General features: G+C 43.3%; 21 protein-coding genes. 11 read left to right on the plus strand and 10 right to left on the minus strand.

Features of this window, described 5'->3' with window-relative positions; genetic code table 11:
- Window positions 1–212 precede the first annotated feature (212 nt).
- Both queA and VPNCDNU1_RS11925 read right to left on the minus strand, forming a co-directional pair.
- Window positions 213–1265 carry a tRNA preQ1(34) S-adenosylmethionine ribosyltransferase-isomerase QueA gene (queA, locus tag VPNCDNU1_RS11920; protein ID WP_104400507.1) on the minus strand — a complete coding sequence of 351 codons (1053 nt, stop codon included), beginning with the start codon at window positions 1263–1265 and terminating at the stop codon, window positions 213–215.
- A 192-nt stretch (window positions 1266–1457) separates the two neighbouring features.
- Window positions 1458–2633 (minus strand): S1 family peptidase, encoded by a 1176-nt coding sequence (locus VPNCDNU1_RS11925; RefSeq protein ID WP_104400508.1) that lies wholly within the window; start codon window positions 2631–2633, stop codon window positions 1458–1460.
- 316 nt (window positions 2634–2949) lie between these two features.
- Between VPNCDNU1_RS11925 and VPNCDNU1_RS11930 the strand changes: the two genes are divergently transcribed.
- The 3 genes from VPNCDNU1_RS11930 (at window position 2950) to VPNCDNU1_RS11940 (ending at window position 5140) form a co-directional block, all read left to right on the plus strand.
- Entirely contained in the window at window positions 2950–3393 is a 444-nt protein-coding gene (locus VPNCDNU1_RS11930; RefSeq protein WP_104400509.1) for a CBS domain-containing protein, read from the plus strand.
- Window positions 3394–3591: 198 nt separating this feature from the next.
- Window positions 3592–4140, plus strand: a complete 549-nt coding sequence (locus tag VPNCDNU1_RS11935; protein WP_104400510.1) for a PadR family transcriptional regulator — start codon at window positions 3592–3594, stop codon at window positions 4138–4140.
- A 10-nt stretch (window positions 4141–4150) separates the two neighbouring features.
- A complete protein-coding gene (locus VPNCDNU1_RS11940) occupies window positions 4151–5140 on the plus strand; it encodes a BtrH N-terminal domain-containing protein (protein ID WP_104400511.1) in 990 nt (329 codons plus the stop codon).
- Between the two features lie 66 nt (window positions 5141–5206).
- On the opposite strand, the gene VPNCDNU1_RS11945 is transcribed toward VPNCDNU1_RS11940, so the two are convergent.
- Window positions 5207–6112 (minus strand): hydrogen peroxide-inducible genes activator, encoded by a 906-nt coding sequence (locus VPNCDNU1_RS11945; protein ID WP_101110846.1) that lies wholly within the window; start codon window positions 6110–6112, stop codon window positions 5207–5209.
- A 187-nt stretch (window positions 6113–6299) separates the two neighbouring features.
- On the opposite strand from VPNCDNU1_RS11945, the gene VPNCDNU1_RS11950 reads away from it, so the two are divergent.
- The 4 genes from VPNCDNU1_RS11950 to VPNCDNU1_RS11965 all read left to right on the plus strand — a co-directional run bounded on the left by VPNCDNU1_RS11950 (window position 6300) and on the right by VPNCDNU1_RS11965 (window position 9617).
- Window positions 6300–6908, plus strand: coding sequence for a peroxiredoxin C (locus VPNCDNU1_RS11950; RefSeq protein ID WP_104400512.1), 609 nt, complete (start codon window positions 6300–6302; stop codon window positions 6906–6908).
- A gap of 216 nt (window positions 6909–7124) precedes the next feature.
- Window positions 7125–7862 (plus strand): copper homeostasis protein CutC, encoded by a 738-nt coding sequence (locus tag VPNCDNU1_RS11955; RefSeq protein ID WP_104400513.1) that lies wholly within the window; start codon window positions 7125–7127, stop codon window positions 7860–7862.
- A gap of 72 nt (window positions 7863–7934) precedes the next feature.
- Complete coding sequence (locus tag VPNCDNU1_RS11960) at window positions 7935–8858, plus strand: LysR family transcriptional regulator (protein WP_104400514.1); 924 nt, start codon at window positions 7935–7937, stop codon at window positions 8856–8858.
- A 165-nt stretch (window positions 8859–9023) separates the two neighbouring features.
- Window positions 9024–9617, plus strand: coding sequence for a YadA C-terminal domain-containing protein (locus VPNCDNU1_RS11965; RefSeq protein ID WP_104400515.1), 594 nt, complete (start codon window positions 9024–9026; stop codon window positions 9615–9617).
- A gap of 198 nt (window positions 9618–9815) precedes the next feature.
- Here the strand turns inward: VPNCDNU1_RS11965 and phoU are convergent, their stop codons facing one another.
- The 4 genes from phoU to VPNCDNU1_RS11985 all read right to left on the minus strand — a co-directional run bounded on the left by phoU (window position 9816) and on the right by VPNCDNU1_RS11985 (window position 15281).
- Complete coding sequence (gene phoU / locus VPNCDNU1_RS11970; protein ID WP_104400516.1) at window positions 9816–10514, minus strand: phosphate signaling complex protein PhoU; 699 nt, start codon at window positions 10512–10514, stop codon at window positions 9816–9818.
- Between the two features lie 63 nt (window positions 10515–10577).
- Entirely contained in the window at window positions 10578–11399 is an 822-nt protein-coding gene (pstB, locus tag VPNCDNU1_RS11975) for a phosphate ABC transporter ATP-binding protein PstB (protein WP_104400517.1), read from the minus strand.
- A 2-nt stretch (window positions 11400–11401) separates the two neighbouring features.
- Window positions 11402–13048: a phosphate ABC transporter permease PstA gene (gene pstA / locus VPNCDNU1_RS11980; RefSeq protein WP_104400518.1), complete on the minus strand. Its 1647-nt coding sequence runs from the start codon at window positions 13046–13048 to the stop codon at window positions 11402–11404.
- A gap of 25 nt (window positions 13049–13073) precedes the next feature.
- Window positions 13074–15281 (minus strand): ABC transporter permease subunit, encoded by a 2208-nt coding sequence (locus VPNCDNU1_RS11985; protein WP_104400519.1) that lies wholly within the window; start codon window positions 15279–15281, stop codon window positions 13074–13076.
- Between the two features lie 195 nt (window positions 15282–15476).
- Between VPNCDNU1_RS11985 and ppk1 the strand changes: the two genes are divergently transcribed.
- Both ppk1 and ppx read left to right on the plus strand, forming a co-directional pair.
- Entirely contained in the window at window positions 15477–17576 is a 2100-nt protein-coding gene (ppk1, locus tag VPNCDNU1_RS11990; protein ID WP_104400520.1) for a polyphosphate kinase 1, read from the plus strand.
- Window positions 17563–19059, plus strand: coding sequence for an exopolyphosphatase (gene ppx / locus VPNCDNU1_RS11995; protein ID WP_104400521.1), 1497 nt, complete (start codon window positions 17563–17565; stop codon window positions 19057–19059). Before ppk1 ends, ppx begins: the two co-directional genes overlap by 14 nt.
- A 116-nt stretch (window positions 19060–19175) precedes the next feature.
- On the opposite strand, the gene VPNCDNU1_RS12000 is transcribed toward ppx, so the two are convergent.
- Genes VPNCDNU1_RS12000 through phoB form a run of 3 tightly spaced genes read right to left on the minus strand, consistent with a single transcriptional unit; the run spans window position 19176 to window position 22135 of the window.
- On the minus strand, window positions 19176–20123 hold the full coding sequence (locus tag VPNCDNU1_RS12000; RefSeq protein ID WP_104400522.1) for a PstS family phosphate ABC transporter substrate-binding protein: 948 nt from the start codon (window positions 20121–20123) through the stop codon (window positions 19176–19178).
- On the minus strand, window positions 20120–21427 hold the full coding sequence (phoR, locus tag VPNCDNU1_RS12005; protein WP_104400523.1) for a phosphate regulon sensor histidine kinase PhoR: 1308 nt from the start codon (window positions 21425–21427) through the stop codon (window positions 20120–20122). The genes VPNCDNU1_RS12000 and phoR overlap by 4 nt, the downstream gene beginning before the upstream one ends.
- Window positions 21428–21445: 18 nt before the next feature.
- On the minus strand, window positions 21446–22135 hold the full coding sequence (gene phoB / locus VPNCDNU1_RS12010) for a phosphate regulon transcriptional regulator PhoB (RefSeq protein ID WP_101110881.1): 690 nt from the start codon (window positions 22133–22135) through the stop codon (window positions 21446–21448).
- Between the two features lie 182 nt (window positions 22136–22317).
- On the opposite strand from phoB, the gene rdgC reads away from it, so the two are divergent.
- Entirely contained in the window at window positions 22318–23229 is a 912-nt protein-coding gene (rdgC, locus tag VPNCDNU1_RS12015) for a recombination-associated protein RdgC (RefSeq protein WP_104400535.1), read from the plus strand.
- Window positions 23230–23423: 194 nt separating this feature from the next.
- Window positions 23424–24809, plus strand: coding sequence for a prephenate-dependent tRNA uridine(34) hydroxylase TrhP (gene trhP, locus VPNCDNU1_RS12020; protein ID WP_104400524.1), 1386 nt, complete (start codon window positions 23424–23426; stop codon window positions 24807–24809).
- Window position 24810 lies beyond the last annotated feature (1 nt).

Here is a 24810-nt window from a genome sequence, read left to right on the forward strand (position 1 = left end):
GACTATTTACGTACTTTGCGCCAACCAGCTTTAGCTCATCGCGCTCCTTCACACTCTATTTAAGAGATGTGACAGGATTATCCTTTCCTAAAACCCCTAAGTGACCCCGTGATGCTAGATTCAGCATTGTGACATCACTTTGAGATAAGCTTCACTGGCTCCTTGAGTGAAACAAACGGGAGTATATCGAAATACGCCTGTTGATTGTCTGATTAGCCCCGCTTTTTGGTGATAAACATGGCATCACCATAACTAAAGAAGCGGTACTGTTCTTGAACAGCATGTTCGTATGCTCTCATCACATTATCGTAACCCGCAAATGCGCTGACTAACATGATGAGTGTTGATTCAGGTAGATGGAAGTTGGTAATCAAGCAATCAACCAATTGATATTCGTAACCTGGATAGATAAAGATTTCGGTGTCACCAAAAAATGGTTCAAATTCAACACCTTTCTTTTTTGCCTCTTGAGCCGCGCTCTCTAATGAACGTACCGACGTCGTACCAACAGCGATAACCCGACCACCGCGCTTTTTAGTTGCTGCGATTGCGTCAACCACATCTTGAGGAACTTCGACATATTCTGCATGCATGTGGTGATCGTTGATATTATCAACCCGCACTGGCTGAAAAGTACCCGCTCCTACATGCAAAGTAACGTAAGCAAATTCGACACCTTTACCTTTTATTTGTTCCAACAGTGCTTCATCAAAATGCAAGCCTGCCGTAGGTGCTGCTACCGCTCCTGGTTTTTCGTTATATACCGTTTGATAGCGTTCTTTGTCGGTGTCTTCATCAGGGCGATCAATATAAGGCGGAAGTGGCATGTGCCCAATATCATTAAGAATATCTAAGACGTTCTTGTCTGACTTAAATTTGATCTCAAATAGTGCATCGTGGCGCGCAACCATTTCAGCAAGATATTCATCATTTTCACCGAGGAAAAGCTCTGTTCCCGGCTTAGGCGGCTTCGAGCAGCGAACATGAGCCAAAATAGTATGCTCATCTAATACTCGCTCAACTAAAGCTTCTAACTTGCCACCAGAAGCTTTGCGACCAAACATACGAGCAGGAATAACGCGTGTGTTATTGAATACCAGTAGATCGCCAGGTTGTACCTGTTCTAGAACATCTTTGAAGGTACCATCGATTAACGCTCCGCTGTCGCCTTCAAGTTGAAGTAGTCTGCTAGCAGTACGTTCAGGTTGTGGGTAACGAGCGATCAGCTCATCAGGAAGCTCAAAATGAAAATCGGATACTTGCATTGCTATTGGTCTTTATAAAAATGACTGAGAATTACGCAGGGGAAGTAGTATAGGCGTCACATAGTCAATAGCAAGTATTGATGATGGCTTTATTGTAAACGGGCGTATCGACTTGGTTGTGGAAAATTCCTCGAACACTTGAGCATTGTAATGATAAAGAGCACCATTCCTAAAAACAGTGCTCTTTAATGCCTACTTTCGCCTCAACCAACCCAACATTCCCAACATAAATAGGAAGAACAAATTTGGTGATGAGGCACCGTCTGGTGCAACGAAATTACAATTAGCCGTAGATATACTGTTGTTACACTGCGCGTCTTTTTTTGCTTGCTCTTCCGCTTCAATCACTATATTCGGCTTAGTGACAGCGCTACTAGGCAGTGTTGTGGAGCTAACATAGCCATAAATCCAAGAGTAATAAGTACTGACTTTTGAATAGAAAGCGGGCTTGGTTAATGAACCACAGGTGGGCGAAACCAAAGGACCACCACTCACAATCCCTACTTGAACATCGGTAGCATCCGCGGCTTTTGCCATCAATGGACCACCACTATCCCCCTTACAAGTATCATTGCCGTAAACGGTTCCTGTCGCCTCATCGAGTACATATTTTTCAGTCGGTAATGTACAAATTTTAGATTGATTAGCCCCCGACTCTAGAAGAACAGGTAGCCCTTCAATGGAATTTAATCGAACAAAGCAATCAGCAGTTGGGTAGAAAGCAAGTTGAGTAGTAAGCAATTCGTCGGTTTTCTTGGTAGCTGCTGGATCAGTAAATCCCCAGCCAAAGGCATCCACATTACTCGGTCGATTGTTATTCCCAACACTACCTGTATCTGTCTGAGCATCATACCATTCGGTATTGAGTCGATTTTCGATCTCTGACATCACGGTCGGTGAGGCAAGTGTCACTGGTGTAACGTCAGTTATGGGAAGCTGTAAGCGAATCAAAGCCACATCGTTATCTAGAGCCAGACGCTCCACAATTGATGAACCATCGGCTTTAACAATGATTTTTGCTCTATCGCTATAACTTGGATGTACAACAACATGACTTGCCATATAGAAGTCGCGAGTGGCAGCACCTTTAAGAGATTTAGATCGCGCAGTTATTGTTAAATTGCTTGGGTGAGTAACCTTATACAGCCCATTGTCTAGTGGAAAAACAACGCAGTGCGCTGCCGTAAGTACCCAGTGTGGAGCTAAAAGTGTTCCTCCACAAAATGGAAATTCAGCCATATCGCTTGAACGAATCGAAACCCGGTTTCCAGACGTAAGATCAGTAACCGTTTTTCCTTCAACAATCGCTGATGCATTGGTACTACAGAGCCCAACCGCAATTGCCATACCCACCAGTATTTTCTTCATAACTTTGCCTTGATATATCAAACTGCGCACAGTGTGAAAGAATCAAAAAGCACAAAGAACCACCAGCCTAGACTTATGCGAGATGGCACATATAAATATTTGTTTCTGAAACGAAATGATTTCATGAAAAAACAATTCGACTCGCAAAACAGATAAAAACCCTCTCAAACTATGAGGGGAAATTTTAAACATGAAGCTTAAGATACGCTTGGCTACTACTTTTCGTGAATTAAGCCAAAATAGCGATTTACATCCCAGTTAATATGCAGATAACTACCTATATTGAAAGTAGGATGACAATAAGCAGGAGGTCGAGATGATCAAGATTGAAGATATGATGACTCGCAGCCCTCATACTCTTTTGCGGTCTCATTCACTACAAGACGCCAAGAACCTTATGGCAGAGCATGACATTCGTCATGTACCCATCATTGACACCGATTCAAAACTTCTGGGTGTCATTTCTCAACGAGATATATTAGCAACTCAAGAATCAGTACTCACCAAAGAGGCGCAAGCTGGCTCTTTCACTCTCGCCACGCCAATAGACAAAATAATGATTTCAAAAGTCATTGCTGTGTCACCAAAAGCGGGGCTAAGAGAAAGCGCGATATATATGCAAAAGCATAAAATTGGATGCCTGCCTGTTGTTGAGTATGGTAAGTTAGTTGGCATTATTACGGATACAGATTTTGTTGGTATCGCCATTAACCTACTTGAAATAGAAGAAGATACGGAACCCGCAAAGGCTGATTTTTGATTTCATTCTCAATACGAGCCAAGGTCCGTGATTGGGTCCGAAGTTGAATTGAAAGCGTATAAGCGCGCTGCTTTTTAAAAGAAGTGCGCGCCCTTTTCGTCTTAGTATTAAGATAAACCATTAAACTCACTCCCATAGTTTCACATTAATATTTCACTAGTGTTATATTTAATTAATGATTCATGGATTCAAAATACGATGCTATCAAATACTGAACTAATGCTACTTCACCTCCTCCATCAAGATGGAAACATGTCGGGTTACGACATTAATCGCTTGGTTGAACAACGGGGTTTTCGTGAATGGGCTGAGATTGGCATGACATCTATTTATGTCAGCCTAAACAAACTCGCCAAAAAGGAACTTGTTAGAGCTGAGCTGGATACAACGAAGAAAGGAAAAGGTCCCACACCTAAAAAATATTTTTTGCTTCCTGCGGGAATAAGTCACCTTAAACAAGAAGTAGAAAATGGGATTCAGGCACTCCGGTTAAAAGACTCTCGTTTTCGCCTATGTATTTCAGCTATTTCGATTCTTAACAGGGAAGAACAAAAGGTGCTGTTTAAAGAAAGGGCTATCGCACTCAAAAATCGAAGACATGGACTAAAACACACGACATACATAGCTCAAGGGGGAGAAGAACTTCCCCAAAACGTGCGCTGGCTGTTCCAATATTCATTCGACGCCCTTCAAATGGAAGTCAACTTTGCAAATAGCGTACTGAAGGATTTATCAACGGATAGTTAAAGGAACGCTTATGACTCACGTAATTCAACCTTTTGATATTTTCAACGGCGTACACTGCGAAACAAACACCACTGGATGCTTGCTCAAACAAGCGGGCATTGAACTTTCTGAACCCATGCTTTTTGGCTTAGGCGAAGGGCTAGGGTTTGTTTATTGGAATATGAAAGGCATGGGATTCCCTTTCATCGGGGGGCGGCTAAAGCCAGGAGAGATTACCCGTAACCTCGCAAAAAACTTACCGTTAGAGGTTGAATTCAAAGAGACAAGCTCCGTCAAAAAGGCGTGGAGAAACGTAAAAGAAGCCTTAGACAATGGTATCGCCGTTGGCTTGCAACTGGACTGTTACCATCTTGAATATTTTGGTGCAAAGGTACATTTTGCTGGACACTTTGCTGCGATGTATGGCTATGACGATGAATTTGCTTACTTGGTTGATACCTCCCCTTCACATGGTCTGGTCAAATCTAAGCTAAACAATCTTGCTATGGCTAGAAATGAAAAAGGTCCGATGGCGGCCAAAAATTTGATGTACACCATTCAACCTCCAAAAAAACCGTTTGATTTGAATCACGCCCTAAAAACGTCCATTACAAATAACGCACGTCAGCACATAAACCCTCCAATAAAAAATCTTGGCTACAAAGGGATTTTAAAAACCAGCCAAGAACTGAAATCATGGTTCAAACAGAGTAAGAACCTAGAATATGAATTTACAACCACAGCGATGATTATGGAAAAAGCGGGAACAGGCGGTGCCCTATTTCGCAATATGTATCGAGACTTTTTGGAAGAAGCTTACTCAATCTTGGGAGCACCAGAGCTTAATCAAGCAAAGAAGATATTTGAAGGGGTTGCGAAAGATTGGACGCATGTTGCCCAGTGTATTCATGAAGCAGGGGAAAATTTCGATGAAGTACGCTTACTCGAAGCTTGTGAACTTCTAGAAAGCTTATCAGAAAAAGAATTCAAAGCGATGAGTCTACTGGCGGGCCAAAAATAAACAAAACTATATACCCAAGTAACCTCTAAGAATATGTGCAGCAAACAAACCATGCTGCACGGTCAATCACAAGAGCTCTGAAACCAAATCGGCTAATTTATGGAAGCTTTCAAGCCGTGAGGAGCTCGGTCGCCAAACTAACCCGATATCTCGATATGCATGCTGACCTGGCGGTTCGATCACTACCAAGTTTTGGTTTTCCAGCAACCCATGCTCTATCGCCATTTGGGGAATAAAAGTCGTCCCAAGTCCATTTGCCACCATTTGAACGAGCGTATGAAGGCTAGTTGCCGTAAATGGGTTAATTTTTTCTTTTTTGGTTAGCTTACAAGCAGAAACAGCGTGTTCGGTTAAGCAATGCTCATTCTCTAAAAGAAAAACAAACTCATCGGGTAAGTCGTCGTAGCGAATCGGCACTCGAATCGTGCTGGCATGGTTTGCACTGATCACCATTCTAAATGGATCCTGCCCAACAATTTTGCTGTCCATACCGCCAATATCGACAGGCAAAGCCAAAATCAATATATCTAATTCACCATGACGAAGTGCAGCCAATAAATTAGTGGTTGTATCCTCTCTAAGTAACAAGTTGAGATTTGGAAAACGCTGATTCACCTCTTGAACTAGGTCGCTCAGTAGAAATGGAGCGATCGTCGGGATACAGCCTACCCTAAGCTGCCCTTGCATTGATTCCCCCTGGCATAAGCTACCTAACTCAACAAGATCTTGCCCTTTAGCTAACAGCTCTCGCCCTTGCTGCACAACCTTGTCCCCAACAGGAGTAAAGACTAATGGGCTCTTCTTGTCTTTTTTCTCGTACAAGGGGCATCCAATCAATTCCTCTAGATTTTGAATGCCTTTACTCAGCGTTGATTGGCTAACAAAACACTTCTCTGCCGCATCACCGAAATGGCGAGTTTCAAATAAAGTAATGAGGTAATGCAGCTGCTTTAAACTTGGCCACTTATTCATATGATATTTTTACAATTTTGTGAGACTTTTATGAACTGATTGCAGAATGAGCTCATCGCTTTTTTCGATTAACTTAATCTATTAATTTCGCTTTTTTCTATCCTACTTTATGTACTATAGTTTGTCTCGTTGAAACAGGAAGCCAATTCACAATGGTTGGCAATAACTCTATTTTAGGAGCAAAAAAATGGTACTAGTAGGTCGTCAAGCCCCTGACTTTACTGCTGCAGCAGTTCTAGGCAACGGTGAAATCGTTGAAAACTTCAACTTTGCAGAATTCACTAAAGGTAAGAAAGCGGTAATTTTCTTCTACCCTCTAGACTTCACATTCGTTTGTCCTTCTGAGCTAATCGCTTTTGATAACCGCCTGGAAGATTTCCAAGCGAAAGGCGTTGAAGTAATCGGTGTTTCTATCGATTCTCAGTTTTCTCACAACGCATGGCGTAACACTGCTATCGAAGATGGCGGTATCGGTCAAGTAAAATACCCTCTAGTTGCTGACGTTAAGCACGAGATCTGCAAAGCATACGACGTTGAGCACCCAGAAGCTGGTGTTGCTTTCCGTGGTTCATTCCTAATCGATGCTGACGGTCTTGTACGTCACCAAGTAGTTAACGATCTTCCACTAGGTCGTAACATCGACGAAATGCTACGCATGGTAGACGCACTAAACTTCCACGAGAAGAATGGTGAAGTTTGTCCTGCACAATGGGAAGAAGGTAAATCAGGTATGGACGCATCTCCAAAAGGTGTTGCAGCATTCCTATCTGAGCACGCTGACGACCTAAGCAAGTAATAACCACTTAACTCTCACCAAGCTCAACGGTGAGTGTGGCTGAATTAGATAGCAAATAGCACGCAGCCAAGATTAAGTCGTAGTTAGCCTTAGAAAGCCCGAAGATGATTCTTCGGGCTTTTCTTTTTTCTGTGCCTGAGTATTACCTCACATACTGAAGTACTTAACTTGTCTATTCTGAACGGACTATTTCTGACTTGGAAAGCAAAACTGTCAATGAGTTATCAACTTGAAGTGTGCGTCGACAACCTAGAATCTTTACTTAATGCCATCGAAGGAGGAGCGACACGAATAGAGCTATGCTCGTCACTCTCTCTAGGTGGGCTAACTCCCAGCCTAGGCTTAATGAAGCAAGCCTCTCGTCTATCCAGTATTCCTATCTATGCCATGATCCGCCCAAGACAGGGGGATTTTCTCTTCGACGAAAATGATGTCGAGTCCATGCTTGAAGATATCGAAGCGGTAAAAGAAGCCGGATTAGATGGCATTGTGATCGGTGCATTAACTCCCGATGGACAAGTTGATAAGAATATCTGCCAACAACTCATTGCTGCTGCAGATCGGATGGGCGTAACTTTTCACCGTGCAATCGATCAGTGTTGCGATGTAATTCAAGCACTTCAAGATATTCAGGAGTTAGGGTGTGAGCGCATCTTAACATCTGGTCAGGCAAGCAATGCACTCTCAGGTGTCAGTACAATAAAGCTAATGAAAGAACACGTTGGGGATTCAATTAACATCATGGTTGGCGCTGGTGTAACTCCTTCAAACGTAACCCAGATTGTGACGGAAACAGGGGTGACCGAAGTGCACTTATCCGGCAAGACAACTCGTCCAACTCACATGCTTTATGTGTCTGAACAAGCAAAAATGAGCAGTGCCGATATCGACGACTTTTCGATTCCAGTTACCGATGTGGAAACCATTCGCTCTGTAGCTCAGCAACTTAAATAAAGCTGAACTTTCGAAAACTAACTTCTCTGGTAATATTGAACCTTAAAACGTTTTCTGGAAGTTATACTGCTCATGGCAAAGGATTTGTTTGCAACATTGGATTTAAACCTATTGAGGACTTTTTTGGTTCTTTCTCAAGAACTCAATATGCGTAAAGCCTCGGAGCGTTTATTCGTTTCTCAGCCTGCAATCAGCCAAGCTTTACAAAGACTAAGAAACCACTTTGGTGACGAGCTCTTCGTAAAAAGCCGAAATGGTATGAAAGCCACCAGTTTTGCAGAAGAATTGGCTGAAAGAATCGTTCCACACCTCGATGGGCTCGCCAGTGCTCTCAATCACTCAAATGAATTTAACCCTGCTGAGATTACGCACACCATAAAAATTGCCATTTCTTCTCAAGTCATGTTTTCTGTTGCTGGCAAGCTATTTCGAAAGCTCAATGAAGAAGCCCCTAATGCGAAACTAGAAATTGTCAGTTGGACGAAAACCACCTCTCAAGACATAGAGAACGGTGAAATAGCATTTGGCGTAAACTATGCGGATATCCGAACTTCGAAAGTCGTACAAAATCGACACTTATCAGAAACAAAAAGTGTTCTATTAGTAAGAAAAGAGCACCCTATACAAACGGAAGTCATTACCCCTAAAGAAGCCGTACAATATCCCATAGCTTCACTAATCATCCCTGAAATTAGCGAACAAGAGGCCATCTCCACAAATATTATGAAAGAGTTGGGATTAAAAGCAGAAATAGGATTTCGGACTGAATTTCTTTTTGCTTTGATCGATGTTGTCAGGAACAGCAACATGATTTTCCCTTCATTATCCACGTTTCCCGTGGAAGAGCACCCTTACCTTCGCCGAGTCGAAATCGACATTCAGGATAAGTACAAATATGGCTTCCCGCTCCATTCATATTTCCACTTGAAAAACCGCAATAGCCCGACAATAGATTGGCTTCATTTATCTCTTAAAGATTTATTAATCAACAATTAAATACAACTAGATAATAATCAATACTTATAATCAAGATAACAATAACTGTTTAGAACCTAAGCAAATAACTCCTTAAGATTCAGCTCATAGGAAAGACAACGGCAAAAAAAGCCGATTAAGCAGGACGCTGATTACTTTTCACATGAATTTTAAGAGAGTTACATTATGAAAAAGACGGTATTAGCACTTTCGGTTTTACTTCTTCCAGCAACAGTTATGGCAAATGTTGATCGTCCAATAAAAGTAGACCCTGACTTCGGCGTGCCAGCAGCCCCTGTTCAACCTCCCATAGTGACGCCTGAGCATCCAATTGAGGAGATTGATCCTGAATTCGGAGTTCCCGCTAACCCTGTACAACCACCTATGGACAATACTCCAGATTGGGGAATTGATGCACCGGATTATGGTTCGACACCAGACTGGGGCGTACCGACAACTGGCGTGGGTGACCTAGAGATTGCTTTTGATAAATTAGCGCAAGAAATGAATGAAAGATTTGATGAGCAGTCTGAACAGATTCACGGTATCCGAGCTGGATTACACGCGGTCACGAACGCACGCCCATTCGTGACTACTGGTGAGTTTGCCATGGGTGCTGGTGTTGGATTCTCAGGAAGTAAAGAAGCGTTAGCTTTAGGTGGTGCCTACGGGGTATCGGATAGAGTAAGCGTTTCGGGGACTTTCCACTATGAATCTTCTGGTAAGTACTCTTCATCTGAAGTCGCTGGCGGTGTAGGCGTTCAGTTCAAGTTTAAATAACGAGAGCAACGGAGCCTGATTTGAAGGGAGATCAGGCTTTTATTTTACAGTTAACCTTTCTATTTTTTCGAAATTAGCCTTTCTGTAACTAATTTGCATGTTTTGAGTCATTTACCTTTGGTAGCTCTCACCTCTGCCCTTCCAGAGGTTCTTTTTATCTCGTCTCTGCTTTGAATGTCTTGCCGGTTAAGCAAGAGGCTACTTGATGATATCGTCGATATCCTGCTCGCTTAGATGGCGAACATCTTTTCCTTTCACAAAATAGATAATGTACTCGCAAATATTTTGGCAGCGATCGCCAATTCGTTCAATCGCCCTTGCTGACCACATAACCTGCAACACTGCGGGTATACAGCGTGGATCTTCCATCATATAAGTCATTAACTGACGGATAACCGCTTCATACTCCGCATCCAGTTTATCATCTTGCTTGTACACTTCAGCGGCTGCGTCTACATCCATCCGCGCAAAAGCGTCCAACACTTGGTGTAACATGTTGATGGCCTGACGGCTCAAAGGCTCAAGCGAGACTTGCCATGTTCGCACTTTCATCGATTCGGACTCGATCGCAACACGTGCAATTCGCGTGGCAACATCACCAATTCTCTCCAAGTCGGTGATCGTTTTGATGATCGCCATGATCAATCGCAGGTCTTTCGCCGTCGGCTGGCGTTTAGCAATAATACGCGTACAGGCCTCATCAATCGCCACTTCCATCGAATTGACCTTATGATCGTCTTTGACCACTTTCTTCGCGAGTTCTATGTCTTGCTTGTGCAGAGCTTGCATCGCAAACGTGAGTTGCTGCTCTACAAGACCTCCCATGGTTAAAACATGGGTACGAATAGATTCAAGCTCAACATTAAACTGACCAGAGATATGACGACCAAACTGCATAAACTATAGAACCCCTTGTACGTATATTAGATAAGTGTATTCATTGGAGACGCTTTCAGCGAATTACCCGTAGCGACCTGTAATGTAATCTTCGGTTTGCTTTTTCTTTGGCGAAGTGAAAATCGAATCCGTATCCCCATATTCAACCAATTTACCCTGATGGATAAAAGCAGTGTGATCGCTCACTCTTGCTGCTTGTTGCATGTTATGAGTTACAATGACAACGGTGTATTTGGTTTTCAACTCGTTAATGAGTTCTTCTATCGTAAGTGTAGAGATAGGGTCGAGTGCAGAGGTAGGCTCATCTAGCAACAAAACCTCAGGTTCAATCGCAATGGCTCTTGCTATCACCAACCTTTGTTGTTGCCCTCCGGATAAACCAAATGCATTTTCATGTAGCCTATCTTTCACTTCTTCCCACAAGGCAGCCGCCGTTAGTGCTTGTTCCGCAGCGTCATCCAACGCTCGGCTATTGCTAATCCCTTGTAGCCTCAATCCATAGACAACATTTTCATAAATGGATTTTGGAAACGGATTGGGCCTTTGGAACACCATACCTACACGACGGCGTAACGTAGGCACATCAACTTGTGGGTGATACACATTTTTACCGTGCAATTTCACTTTGCCGTTGACAACACACCCCTCTACCAAGTCATTCATACGGTTAATGCAGCGCAATAATGTCGACTTACCACACCCAGATGGCCCTATAAACGCGGTTACCTGACCTTTAGGGATATTCATCGTAACGTCGTGCAAAGCTTGCTGTGTGCCTTGATAGAACAAATTCAGCGACTCGATCGAAATGGCAATCTGTTCAGGAGTCAGATTGTTTACGTCTATGAGATTCTCATAACCAAAAGTCGAGTTAATTGAAAACATGGTTAGTCTTGTCCTAAGGTGCGATATTTTTCGCGTAAATTGTTGCGAATACCAATGGCGGTCAGGTTAAGCCCAACAATCACCGTCACGAGTAAAAATGATGTGGCGTAAACCAGTGGTCTTGCCGCTTCTATGTTAGGTGACTGAAAGCCCACATCATAAATATGAAAACCGAGATGCATGAATTTCCGTTCTAGATGGATAAACGGAAAATCGCCGTCGATTGGCAAGCTAGGTGCAAGCTTAACTACCCCAACCAACATCAAAGGCGCAACCTCACCGGCTGCCCGGGCAACCGCAAGTATCAGGCCGGTCATAATTGCTGGGCTGGCCATCGGTAAAACGATGCGCCATAAGGTTTCAAATTGAGTTGCCCCTAAAGCCAGAGAGCCTTGCCTCACAGAGCCTGGAATTCGAGCCAACCCTTCTTCCGTCGCAACGATCACTACCGGAAGCGTAAGCAGAGCCAATGTTAATGCAGACCACAATAAGCCAGGCGTTCCAAACGTCGGAGAAGGCAGGTTGTCTGAGTAAAAGAGACTATCAATTGAGCCGCCAATACTGTAGACAAAAAAGCCAAGCCCGAAGACTCCGTAAACAATAGAGGGTACTCCCGCTAAGTTTATCACGGCAATTCGAATGGTTCTGGTCAGCGCATTGTTTTTGGCGTATTCGTTCAAATAGATAGCAGCGATAACACCAAGCGGCATTACAACAATAGACATCACCATCACTAAGAATACCGTACCAAAAATAGCTGGAAACACACCACCTTCAGAATTGCCTTCACGCGGGTCATCGCTCAAAAACTTTTTAACTTGGTTCAACCAATGCAAAAATTTTTCATAAACCGACATGTCGTTGGGGTACCAGATATCTAAAATGCTGGTAAGAGGAACAAGCACTCTCTCACCATTCATATCTTCAACGATCAGCACTTCGTCGATGTGAAGTTGCCTTAATTCGGTTAAACGACTTTCTATTTGAAACAGGTAATTCTCGATACTCTCTTTTCGCTTAGTTAACTCACTAAGTTTACCTTCATCCAGAGTACCGTTCAGCTCATGCTTTTTCTGCTCTAAACGTATATTCCCTAGTAAGGCATTGTAATGTTTGAGCTGAGAATGCGTGATGGAAGCGATGTGTTCACGCGCTTGTTCCACACCATTAATCCCTTGCTCTAGAAATTCGCCAATGGGTATGTCTTGTGTGGCAACGTTACTTCGAAAACCAACTGGCTTACCATAAAAATCCCCTTGTTGGGTTCTTTCTATAACTGCCCAAGCACTTGGAGTCGTAGGCTCACTTAATTCAAAATCGAATACAGTTATAAAGTCGAGCTGGTTTCTATCTCGATTGGCAATTTTAATACTCAATCTATCAACGCTATCTTCCGAAATATCTTGAGCTTGTGCGGGGGAAGAATGCTGATTCAATCGCTCGATCGGCACCGATTCGCGTTGATAGAGTTGACCGACAACTTTACTGCCGTTTGGAGATTGCCATTCATACAGAGGCGCAGGCCAGAAATAACTGAGCCCCTTCCAACCAATCAAAAGCAACACCGCTAATACAGATATCAGGCTAACACTTACTGCGCCAGCCGTTAACCATATCCAAGGTGCACCCGATTTAAACCAATTCGACACAAAAACTCTCACTTAACATACGCCATCAAAGTGCGCGGTATTTGTCTCTCAAGCGCTGCCTTACCCACTCAGCCAAGGAGTTAACAAAAAATGTAAATACAAAAAGAATCAAGGCAGCAAGAAACAGTAAACGATAATGGGAGCTGCCCACATCCGATTCTGGCATTTCAATCGCAATGGTGGCAGATAAACTGCGCATTCCTTCAAAAATGTTCCAGTCCATGATCGGTGTATTACCTGTCGCCATCAAAACAATCATGGTTTCCCCCACCGCTCGACCCAGCCCCATCATCACCGCTGAAAATATACCGGGGCTAGCCGTAAGCAATACAACGTACATCAAGGTTTGCCACTTAGTCGCACCTAATGCCAAGGAGCCATCAGATAGATGTTTAGGCACGGAGAAAATCGCATCCTCGGCGATAGTAAATATCGTTGGAATCACCGCAAACCCCATAGCTAAGCCAACTACAAGCGCATTTCTTTGGTCATAGTCGATCCCGATATCAGCCAAATAGACCCTTACATCGCCACCAAACAGAAAGAGTTCAACTTCATGACTAAACGAAATAATGCCAAACGTCACCAACAATAATGCAGGTACAAGAATCAAACCATGCAACCCATTCGGAACTTCGGACAACCACTTCGATGGCAGTAGGTGCCAGAGCCAACCAATGATAATGGTCGATAAAGGCAATAAGATGACCAACGCTAAAGTTGAAGGTAAATGCGCCTCGACAACGGGAGCCAACCACAATCCAGCCAAAAAGCCGATGATTACCGTTGGCAAAGCTTCCATAATCTCGATGGCTGGCTTTACCACTTTTCGCATAGGGGTAGACATAAAGTAAGCGGTGTAAATAGCGCCCAACACGGCGATAGGAACAGCGAATATCATGGCAAAAAATGCGGCTTTCAACGTCCCAAATGCAATCGGCACTAGGCTGAATTTTGCTTCAAAATCATCACTGCCCGACGTAGACTGCCAAACATATTGTGGCTCTGGGTAGCCTTCATACCAAACTGATTGCCACAGAGCAGAGAGTGAAATTTCAGGGTACTCGTTATCGACCGAATAAACATCGATATGACCATGACTCACCACCAGCAAGCTATCTTCATTACTTGATACCGCCGCAATTTGCACACCTTCTTGCAATAACTGAGCAGAGAACGTCTTTTCTTCGCTAGTGGTATAAAAACTTTCTATTCGACCTTCATTATCAAAGGTATAAAAACCCTTACGATAAAATTCTGGTAACAATAATTCCGAAGTACCAGACAACTTAAAATCTCGGATAAAGGTCAGCGTCCGGATTCGATCTTTCAATACATCAAACCATTGAGCAACAGTGTTATCCGTATATTGAATGAGCACAGATTGAGCCCCAGCGAGCAGCGACATGGATAAAGCGCGTTTATCCCCACCTTGTGTCGCATCCAAAACTTCTCGCACGGAGAAACCTTGGTTCTGCCCCCAAGTCATTACCATCATTTCTTGCGGGGTCAACAAAAATAGCTGCCGTCCGTCTGGTGACATCTTAATATCGATGACATTTTCAACAGGTCCGAAAGCAGTTGAGTGAGAAGGTTCTCCTTCGGTTTCTCGCCAACTGAATAGCTGATTTTTTCCATTCAACATGGCAAAAGTGGCGCTTTCATCATCAATAGCAAACGCAAAATGTGAAACCAGCTGCGATTGATTAACCACATCCGCGGGTATCTCATAATTTGCAGTATTCACTCTCGGCGTAATGACACGACCTTGATCATTAAACTGCACCGAGAAACTCGGTTTAACTGCATTAATACCTTTGTTTTCAGATACGAATGCATGCCAGCCCAAACTGGCAGGCATACCTGAGTATGAAAGTGCGTTTGTAGAAATGGATTGAGACTGCACGATACGACCATCAGTGAGGTCGATAAAAGCGAGCCCTCCTGATTCCGTCAGGAAATAACCTAGCTGACCATAATCATCTACGCCTGCCGCAATGGGCTTACTAGAGTGAGAAATTGAGGTGTTAGAAAATTGAGCAGGTACGCTAGAGACACGCTCAATATTGGCTGAAGAGAAGACAGGCAGCACCATGAGCAATAAATAGAAAAATATCAATAGCAATGCGACTAATACACTGATGCCACCAGCTTTCACTACGTACCTCATAAATCGGTCTTTTATCAACCGTTTACGATCGCGTTCTTTTAATGAAAATTCTGTGTGGAGCATCTCTTATGGTCTACCTTTTTATAGTCACTGTCATAATATGTCGATTGGATGACAAAAATATTACAGACTTCCGATAAATCCTTGAAATTTGCGTACTCCTGCCTAATGCAATTGTATGCTGAAATAAAAACGTCACAAAAACAATCTAATTTCATTGAGTAAATCCTCAACAAACCTCTCAGTCTGGAAAAATGTATGAGCGCGGAAAAGTTGTATGTAGAAAAGGAACTTAGCTGGCTTTCATTTAATGAGCGAGTGCTGCAGGAAGCAGCAGACAAAACTGTCCCCCTCATAGAGCGAGTGCGCTTTCTAGGGATATTCTCCAATAACCTAGACGAGTTCTACAAGGTAAGATTTGCTGACGTAAAACGCCGTATTCTCATTAATCAAGAGCGGGGAGGAAACGACAATTCCAAACGCTTACTCAGCAAAATGCAATCTAAGGCACTAAAACTCAACCAAGATTTTGACGAGCTCTACAACGAATTGATTCTGGAAATGGCGAGACGCCGAATATTCTTAGTCAATGAAACTCAGTTAAATGAACATCAGGAAAAGTGGATTAGAAAATACTTTCAGAAGGAAGTTCTTCCTCATATTACCCCATTACTGATGACGGATGAGATCGACGTACTGCAATTTCTCAAAGACGAATACTCATATTTAAGTGTAGAAATGCTTGGCAATGATACCCCTTTGTATGCCTTGGTAGAGATTCCTACCGATAACCTGCCCCGCTTTATCATGGTGCCCGAGCAAAAGGGAAAGAGGCGCAAAACCATTATTTTACTCGATAACATTATCCGGTTTTGTTTAGACGACATCTTCCGAGGCTTTTTTGAGTACGAGGAACTTAAATGCTACGCCATGAAAATGACACGAGATGCCGAATACGATTTAAGCCATGAACTCGAACATAGCTTATTGGAACAAATGTCTGAAGGCTTGAGTCAGCGCCTAACCGCCATGCCTGTTCGTTTTATTTATCAGCGAGATATGCCGGAGCAGATGCTTACGTTTTTATGCGAAAAACTGCAAATGTCCAATTTCGACAGTCTCATTCCCGGTGGTCGATACCATAATTTCAAAGATTTTATTGGCTTCCCAAACGTGGGGCGAGACTACTTAGAAAACAAACCATTACAGCCAATTCGTTCGACTGATTTCGACCGATATACGAATGCATTTGAAGCCCTCCGCGCGCAAGATATTTTGCTCTACTATCCATACCATACATTCGATCATATCAATGAATTTGTTAGGCAAGCGTCTTTCGACCCAAAAGTACTGGCCATTAAGATCAATATCTATCGAGTGGCTAAAAACTCCCGCTTACTCAATTCTTTGATTGACGCCGTACATAACGGTAAGCAAGTCACGGTTGTCATCGAGCTACAAGCCAGATTTGATGAAGAAGCGAATATCGAATGGTCCCGTGTATTAACGGAAGCTGGAGTACAGGTTATTTTTGGTGCCCCAGGGCTAAAAATTCACTCCAAGTTGCTATTAATCAGCCGCAGAGAAGGGGAAGACATTACGCGATACGCCCATATTGGAACCGGCAATTTCCACGAAAAAACAGCTCGGATTTACACCGACTTTTCTTTGCTCACATCCAAAAAAGAAATTACCAATGAAGTACGTAATGTATTTGGATATATAGAAAACCCGTATCGCCCGGTGAAATTTAACGAACTGATTGTCTCGCCACGTAATTCAAGGCAAGCGCTTTATCGACTTATAGATAACGAAATTGAGCAAGCTCAAATCGGCAAACCGGCAAGCATAACCTTAAAAGTTAATAACTTGGTGGATAAAGGACTAGTCAATAGGCTGTATAGCGCAAACAACGCTGGCGTGAAGATTCGGATGGTGATCCGCGGCATGTGCGCATTAGTCCCTGGTGTTGAAGGAGTCAGCGATAACATTCAAATAATAAGTATTGTCGACCGATTCTTAGAGCACCCTCGCGTGTTAATTACTGAAAATGGTGGCGATCCCCTCGTTTATATCTCTTCTGCTGATTGGATGACCAGAAACATTGATCACCGCATCGAAGTCGCTGTCCCAATAGGTGATCCAAAACTTAAGCGCAGGATTATTGATATCGTCAATATTCATTTTACCGATACAGTAAAAGCTCGTCGTATTGATAAAGAGATGAGTAATACATATGTACCACGCGGAAATAAAAGAAAAGTTCGTTCACAAATTGCTATTTATGACTATTTGAAGCACATTGAAAAACAGGAAAAGAAAAAAATGGCATCATCAGCAAGTCATGACAAACATTGAATCGAGAGATATAGCTGCTATCGACTTGGGCTCAAATAGCTTCCATATGGTCGTTGCAAAAGTCGTAGAACAAGATCTTCAAATTGTAAGCCGTCATAAACAGCGAGTCCGGTTAGCATCAGGCTTGGACGACTTAAACAACATCGACAATGCAGCAATGCAGCGTGGATTAGATTGCTTGACCATATTTGCAGAACGCTTACAAGGCTTTGCCCCTGAAAACGTACGTATTGCTGCAACCCATACGCTCAGGCAAGCCAATAACGCTCATATCTTTATTCAACGAGCCGCGGGTATTTTACCTTTTCCCATAGAAATCATATCCGGTCTTGAAGAAGGTCGCTTAATCTACACCGGTGTAGCCCACACTCAACCAGAATCAGAAACCAAGTTGGTGATCGATATTGGTGGAGGCAGCACCGAAATGATCATTGGTACTGGTTTTGAACCCACTATGATCAATAGTAAGCGCATGGGTTGCGTTAGTTTTACCGACAAGTATTTTACTAATGGTAAGCTCAACCGTAAGAACTTCACTAAGGCTGAAATTGCAGTTGAGCAGCGATTAGAATCCCTAACTAATAAGTATATAAAGCATGGTTGGGATGTCGCCATTGGTTCATCTGGAACCACAAAAGCGATACGCGAAGTACTCATCAATATGGGGTACGAAGATGGCATCATTACGCTTAAAAGGCTTCAACATCTGATTGATGAACTACTGCAGTTTGACTTTATCAATGATATTTCTTTACCCGGACTCACGGAAGAAAGGCAACCCGTATTTGCTGCTGGAGTGGTGATCCTCGAAGGTATATTTAAAGCCCTCTCGATTGAGAAACTGCATTTTTCTCCGGGTGCATTACGTGAAGGTTTGCTCTACGAAATGGAAGAGCGATTTGAGCGAAGCGACATTCGCATGCGAACCACAGAAAACCTTGCAAGAAAGCACTTAGTCGATTTGGAGCATGCCGATAAAGTTCGTAAGCAAGCCAATACATTTCTTCATCAATTAGCCCCCCAGATAGGCATCAAAAAATCTAGCGAGTTATTTGATTTACTGGGGTGGAGCGCTTTATTGCATGAGGTCGGTCTGAGTATCAGCTACCAAGGTTTTCATCGTCATTCTGAGTACATCCTAAAAAACACGAATATGCCTGGGTTTAATCAGGAACAACAACTTGTATTAGCAACGCTGGCGCGCTTTCAACGCAAAGCTCTAAAACTTCATGAACTTCCAGAATTTGCCTTATTTAAAACGAAGCACATCCTTCCTTTGATTCGCATAATGCGGCTCGCAGTGCTGATTAACGGACAGAGGAATGACTCGCCTACACCTAACATTCAAATCGAACTAGAAGAACATGCATGGCATTTAAAGTGCAATGATGAAAACTGGCTAGAAGACAACAAACTTCTGGAAGCCGATTTAGCCCTTGAAAAAGAAATCTGGAAGACCGCTGACTGGGTTCTGGACTACTAAAAGTAGCGCCCTTAGAAACTTATATGTGCTAAAAGTCTAATTCGCTATAAGTTAAGTCTGCTAAAAGTTAAGTCCGCTAAAAGTTAAGCGCGTTATAGGTTAAATCTGAGCAAAGGTTAAAGCCCGACTTTTTCTAGCTCAGCTTGTGCCATCTTATATGAAATTGGTACATAACCATCTTTTGATACAAGCACCTGCCCCTGCTCGGAAAAAATGTAGCGAACAAATTCTGCTTCTAGATGACCTAACGGCTTTGTCGGGTGTTTATTTACATAAACGTATAAGAAGCGTGAAAGCGGGTAATCACCAGAAAGAATGTTATCTCGGCTGGCCTCTATAAAATCATTACCTTGACTGGCGATAGGCAAGAGCCGTACACCTGAAACCAAGTAGCCAACCCCAGAATAACCAATAGAATTAATGGATGAAGCAACGGATTGAACGACGGAAGCACTTCCAGGCTGCTCATTCACGTTTCGTTTGAAATCCCCACCACACAGTGCATTTTTCTTGAAGTAGCCATACGTTCCCGACACTGAGTTACGACCAAACAGTTGCAAGCGTCTTTTTGCCCACTCCTGTTTAATACCCAATTGTTGCCAGTTTTGAATAGGCTCTTTCGCACCACAACGTAATGTGGACGAGAAAATACTATCGATCTGAGTAAAGTTAAGCCCCTGTATGGCGTTATCACGGTGCACAAAAATACCAATGGCATCGATAGCTACCCTTAAAGCTGTCGGCTTGTAACCATGTTGACGCTCAAACGCTTCAACTTCTCGAGCGCGCATTGGTCGGCTCATTGGTCCAAACTGAGCAGTTTCCTCGACTAAAGCGGGAGTTGCTGTTGATGAGCCTGATGCTTGGACTTGCACATTTATATTGGGATAAATATCGTTAAACTCTTCGACCCACGATGTCATCATGCTTGCTAATGTATCAGAGCCAACAGAAGATAGGTTTCCTGATATCCCGTTTACTTTTTGGTAAGGCTCCAAAGCCTCTTCAGCATGGGTAAGCTGAGGTAAAAATAATGTGGAGAATAAAAGAACGAAACTTCTCATCGGAACGACTCTACCGACAGTTTCTTAGGAAGCACAAAAGAGAAACAACTTCCCTTTCCAACTTCACTTTGAATATCAAGGTGTGAGTCATGATGGCTCAGCGCATGTTTCACAATAGCCAGTCCAAGCCCACTTCCTCCCGTTTCTCTTGAACGAGCTTTATCGATTCGATAAAAACGCTCGGTCAAGCGATGAATGTGTTGAGGCTCAATACCATCCCCTGTATCTGAAACTTTTAACTCGGGTCCATCTGGCGTATCTCGCCATTGGACTGCAACTTCTGCACCTGGAGGCGTGTACTTCACCGCGTTATACACCAAATTGGAGATGGCACTGCGAAGCTGATCTTCATCTCCCAAGACTCTCAGTTTTGGATCTACATTAAACTTGAGTACATGCTGGTTTTCCCCACTCAATGTCGATGCCTCTTTTTCAAGCACCTCCAGCATTGCGGGAACATTCACCACCTCATCCAATTCATGCATTGGCGCGGCTTCAATTTTAGACAGCGTGAGAAGTTGGTTTACCAGACTGTTCATGCGGTTAAGCTGCTCCGTCATTACCCCATGAGCTTTGCCCCACATGGGCCCTACAAGCATTTCAGGGTCTTGAGTCATCTCTAAGTAGCCTTGAAGTACCGTCATCGGTGTACGTAGCTCATGAGAGACGTTTGCAAAGAAATTACGTCGCATGCCTTCCAACTGTTTCACCTGAGAAACATCGCGCACTACCATTAAGTGTTCGCCTTCGGTGTAAGGAACAATACGGAGTTCAAGAATGCGTTCCACGTTTAAAGGTGAACGCATTTCCAAAGGTTCAGAAAAGTCCTGCTTATTTAAGTACTTGATAAAATCGGGAGTGCGAATGAGATTAGAAATGGGCTGACCTGAATCGTCTGGCCATCGAAACCCTAATAGATGCTGAGCAAGCTTGTTACACCATACGATGTTGCCTTCGCCTCGGAATACAACAACCGCATCGGGCAGAGACTCCGCACCATTACGGAAGCGGCGAATAAGATTCGTCAGCTCTTTACGCTTCTTTCTTTGTCTTTGCTGAATGCGATAGATCCCATTAAATAGAGATTCCCACATTCCAGTTCCAGCGGGAGGGGTTAGGCGTTTGTCATCCCAAAGCCATGTAGACAACCGAACTTGGTTATGTAGCTGCCATCCAAGCTGAATCGCCGTGGCAGCGAGAAGCAACCACGGCATGTATCCAAATATCCAACCTACCACAACCCAAGGTAGGTAAAAAAAAGCCAGCGACCAAACTAGCTTTTTCCAAGTTAACCTTTCTACCATTCGCTCTCCGCTTTGTTCTTAAGCTCGTGTTGAGAAGCGGTAGCCTGCGCCACGCACAGTTTGAACCAGCTTATCATGACCAGCGCCTTCAAGTGCTTTACGAAGACGTCGAATGTGCACATCTACTGTACGATCTTCGACATAAACGTTGGTGCCCCAAACATTGTTAAGCAACTGCTCGCGGCTATATACACGCTCTTGATGTGTCATGAAGAAATGCAGCATTTTAAATTCAGTCGGCCCCATATCCAGAGCTTCTTCATTGGCCGTCACTCGGTGAGATACAGGGTCGAGTTTTAACCCTTGAACGTCAATGATGTCTTCTAATGCGGTAGGTGTCACACGACGAATAACAGCTTTAAGTCGAGCTATCAGCTCTTTGGGTGAGAATGGTTTGGTGATGTAATCATCCGCTCCAACCTCAAGCCCACGGACTTTGTCCTCTTCTTCACCGCGCGCTGTCAGCATGACGACCGGGATATTTTTTGTCAGCTCTTCACGCTTTAAATGCTTAATAAAGTTAATCCCAGAGCCACCTGGTAACATCCAATCCAACAAAATCAGGTCTGGGTATGGTTCACATAATTTGCTGATGGCGGTGTCGTAATCTTCCGCTTCGACAGCTTGGTAACCTTTTTGTTCAAGCACAAAACACAGCATCTCTCTGATCGGTGCTTCATCTTCAACCACCAGAATCCTTCTAGACATAATTGAATTACCTTTAAATTTAATCAACGTCATGCATTATCATGATTAATTATGACACTTTTGTGACCCTTGAAAACAAATTTTCATATAACTTTCATTATGATTTTTCCTCGGTCTAGTAAGACAACTGGGAAAAAATCCCCTATCATCAGTTCCCTAAACAGAAAGAGATGAGATTAGATATGTGGTTTAAAAACTGCCTAGTATATCGCTTCAATCGTGGTATCGAATTTAACGCCGACAAACTGGAAGAACAGCTGCAAGAATTCCGTTTCACGCCTTGTGGTAGCCAAGATAAACAAAAGTTCGGCTGGACAACTGCAATGGGTAGACACGGAGACATGATGACCCATGTTTCTGACAACCAAATTCTTATCTGCGCCAAGAAAGAAGAAAAAATGCTCCCTGCGTCCGTGATTAAAGAATCTCTAAACGCAAAAGTAGAGGTGATGGAATCAGAAGAAGGTCGTCCGCTAAAGAAAAAAGAAAAAGACACGTTAAAAGAAGACATCATTGTTGATTTACTTCCGCGTGCATTCAGCAAGAGTAATGTTACCTACGTCCTTATTTTGCCTAAAGAAGGCTTTATTCTGGTTGATGCCAGCAGCTATAAAAAAGCAGAAGACGTATTGGCGCTGTTGCGTAAAACCATGGGTAGCCTACCTGTTGTTCCAGCTATTCCAGAACAAGCCGTTGAATCGACAATGACAGATTGGGTTAAATCATCCAATGCCGCATCTGGCTTTACCATATTAGATGAAGCGGAATTAAAATCTGTTTTAGAAGATGGCGGCGTTATCCGCTGTAAAAAGCAGGAGCTTTCTGCTGATGAGATCTTATCTCATATTGAGGCAGACAAACTTGTTACGAAACTCGCGCTAAACTGGGAAGACCGAATTGAATTTGTTCTCGCAGAAGACTGCAGCATTAAGCGCTTGAAGTTCAGTGATGAGTTAAAAGATCAAAATGAAGATATCCCACGAGACGATCAGGCTGCTAGGTTTGATGCCGATTTCTCCCTGATGTGCGGCGAATTCAGCGCCTTTCTCCCCTCGCTATTCGAAGCGCTGGGTGGATTACCACATAGCGAGTGATATCAAATAATTAAGGCACCTTTAGGTGCCCTATATTCTTGATTATTCCCCTTAACACTACTCTGTTCTAAATCATTAGATTATTCCCCTAATATTTATACTGGTAAGAAGCTTTCAGAAAGCGTAAAATTTGCGCCCTCCGATGCCACTGGGTGGCATTGGTCTGACTTGAAATCAGAAATAGAGAAGAAGCAATGTTCAAACCAGAATTACTGTCGCCGGCGGGAAGCCTTAAAAATATGCGCTACGCATTTGCCTACGGCGCCGATGCGGTCTACGCAGGCCAACCTCGCTATAGCCTTCGCGTTCGCAATAACGAATTCAATCATGAAAACCTAAAAATAGGCATCGATGAAGCTCATGCTCAAGGTAAAAAGCTTTATGTGGTTTGTAATATTCAACCGCATAACTCAAAGCTAAAAACCTTTATCCGAGATCTCAAACCTGTTGTAGAAATGGGTCCAGATGCCCTGATTATGTCTGATCCTGGGCTTATCATGATGGTGCGTGAAGCGTTTCCAGACATGCCAATCCACCTTTCTGTTCAAGCTAACGCTGTTAACTGGGCAACGGTTAAGTTTTGGGCTTCCAACGGCATTGAACGCGTCATTGTTTCCCGTGAGTTGTCTTTAGAAGAGATTGAAGAGATTCGTGAACATTGCCCAGAAACAGAATTAGAAGTCTTCGTTCATGGTGCCTTATGTATGGCATATTCTGGTCGCTGCCTTCTCTCTGGGTACATGAATAAACGCGACCCAAACCAAGGCACGTGCACAAATGCATGCCGCTGGGAATACAATGTAGAAAAAGGCAAAGAAGACGAGTCAGGTCAAATTGTAGAGAAGTTTGACCCTGCTGAAGTTCAATCCATCGAAGTTAAAGACGAGCGACCAGACAACACACTTGGTCTTGGTAAACCGACCGATGAAGTTGTTTTACTATCTGAGAGCCACCGTCCAGAAGAAAAAATGGCTGCGTTTGAAGATGAGCATGGTACTTACATTATGAACTCGAAAGATCTTCGAGCCATTCAGCATGTTGAGCGTCTCACGAAAATGGGTGTCCACTCACTAAAAATTGAAGGGCGTACCAAATCATTTTACTACTGTGCTCGTACTGCGCAGGTCTATCGTAAGGCCATAGACGATGCCGTTGCAGGCAAGCCATTCGATGAGTCTTTGATGGGGACATTGGAGAGCCTCGCGCACAGAGGTTACACCGAAGGGTTCCTTCGCCGTCATACTCATGATGCTTACCAAAACTACGATTATGGCTACTCTATATCCGATTCACAGCAGTTTGTAGGTGAATTTACGGGTAAGAGACGTGGAGATCTTGCTGAAGTTGAGGTGAAAAATAAGTTTCTGCTAGGCGATAGCCTTGAACTTATGACGCCAAATGGCAATGTGATCTTTACGCTTGAAGCGATGGAAAATAGAAAATCTCAGCCAGTAGATGATGCAAAAGGCAACGGCCACTTTGTGTTTATCCCTGTTCCTGAAGATATGGATCTTAGCTATGGTCTGCTTATGCGTAATCTCAACCCTGGGCAGGATACACGTAACGCTACAGGTAAGTAAG

The sequence above is a fragment of the Vibrio penaeicida genome (genome assembly GCF_002933855.1).
Taxonomy (GTDB): Bacteria; Pseudomonadota; Gammaproteobacteria; order Enterobacterales; family Vibrionaceae; genus Vibrio; species Vibrio penaeicida_A.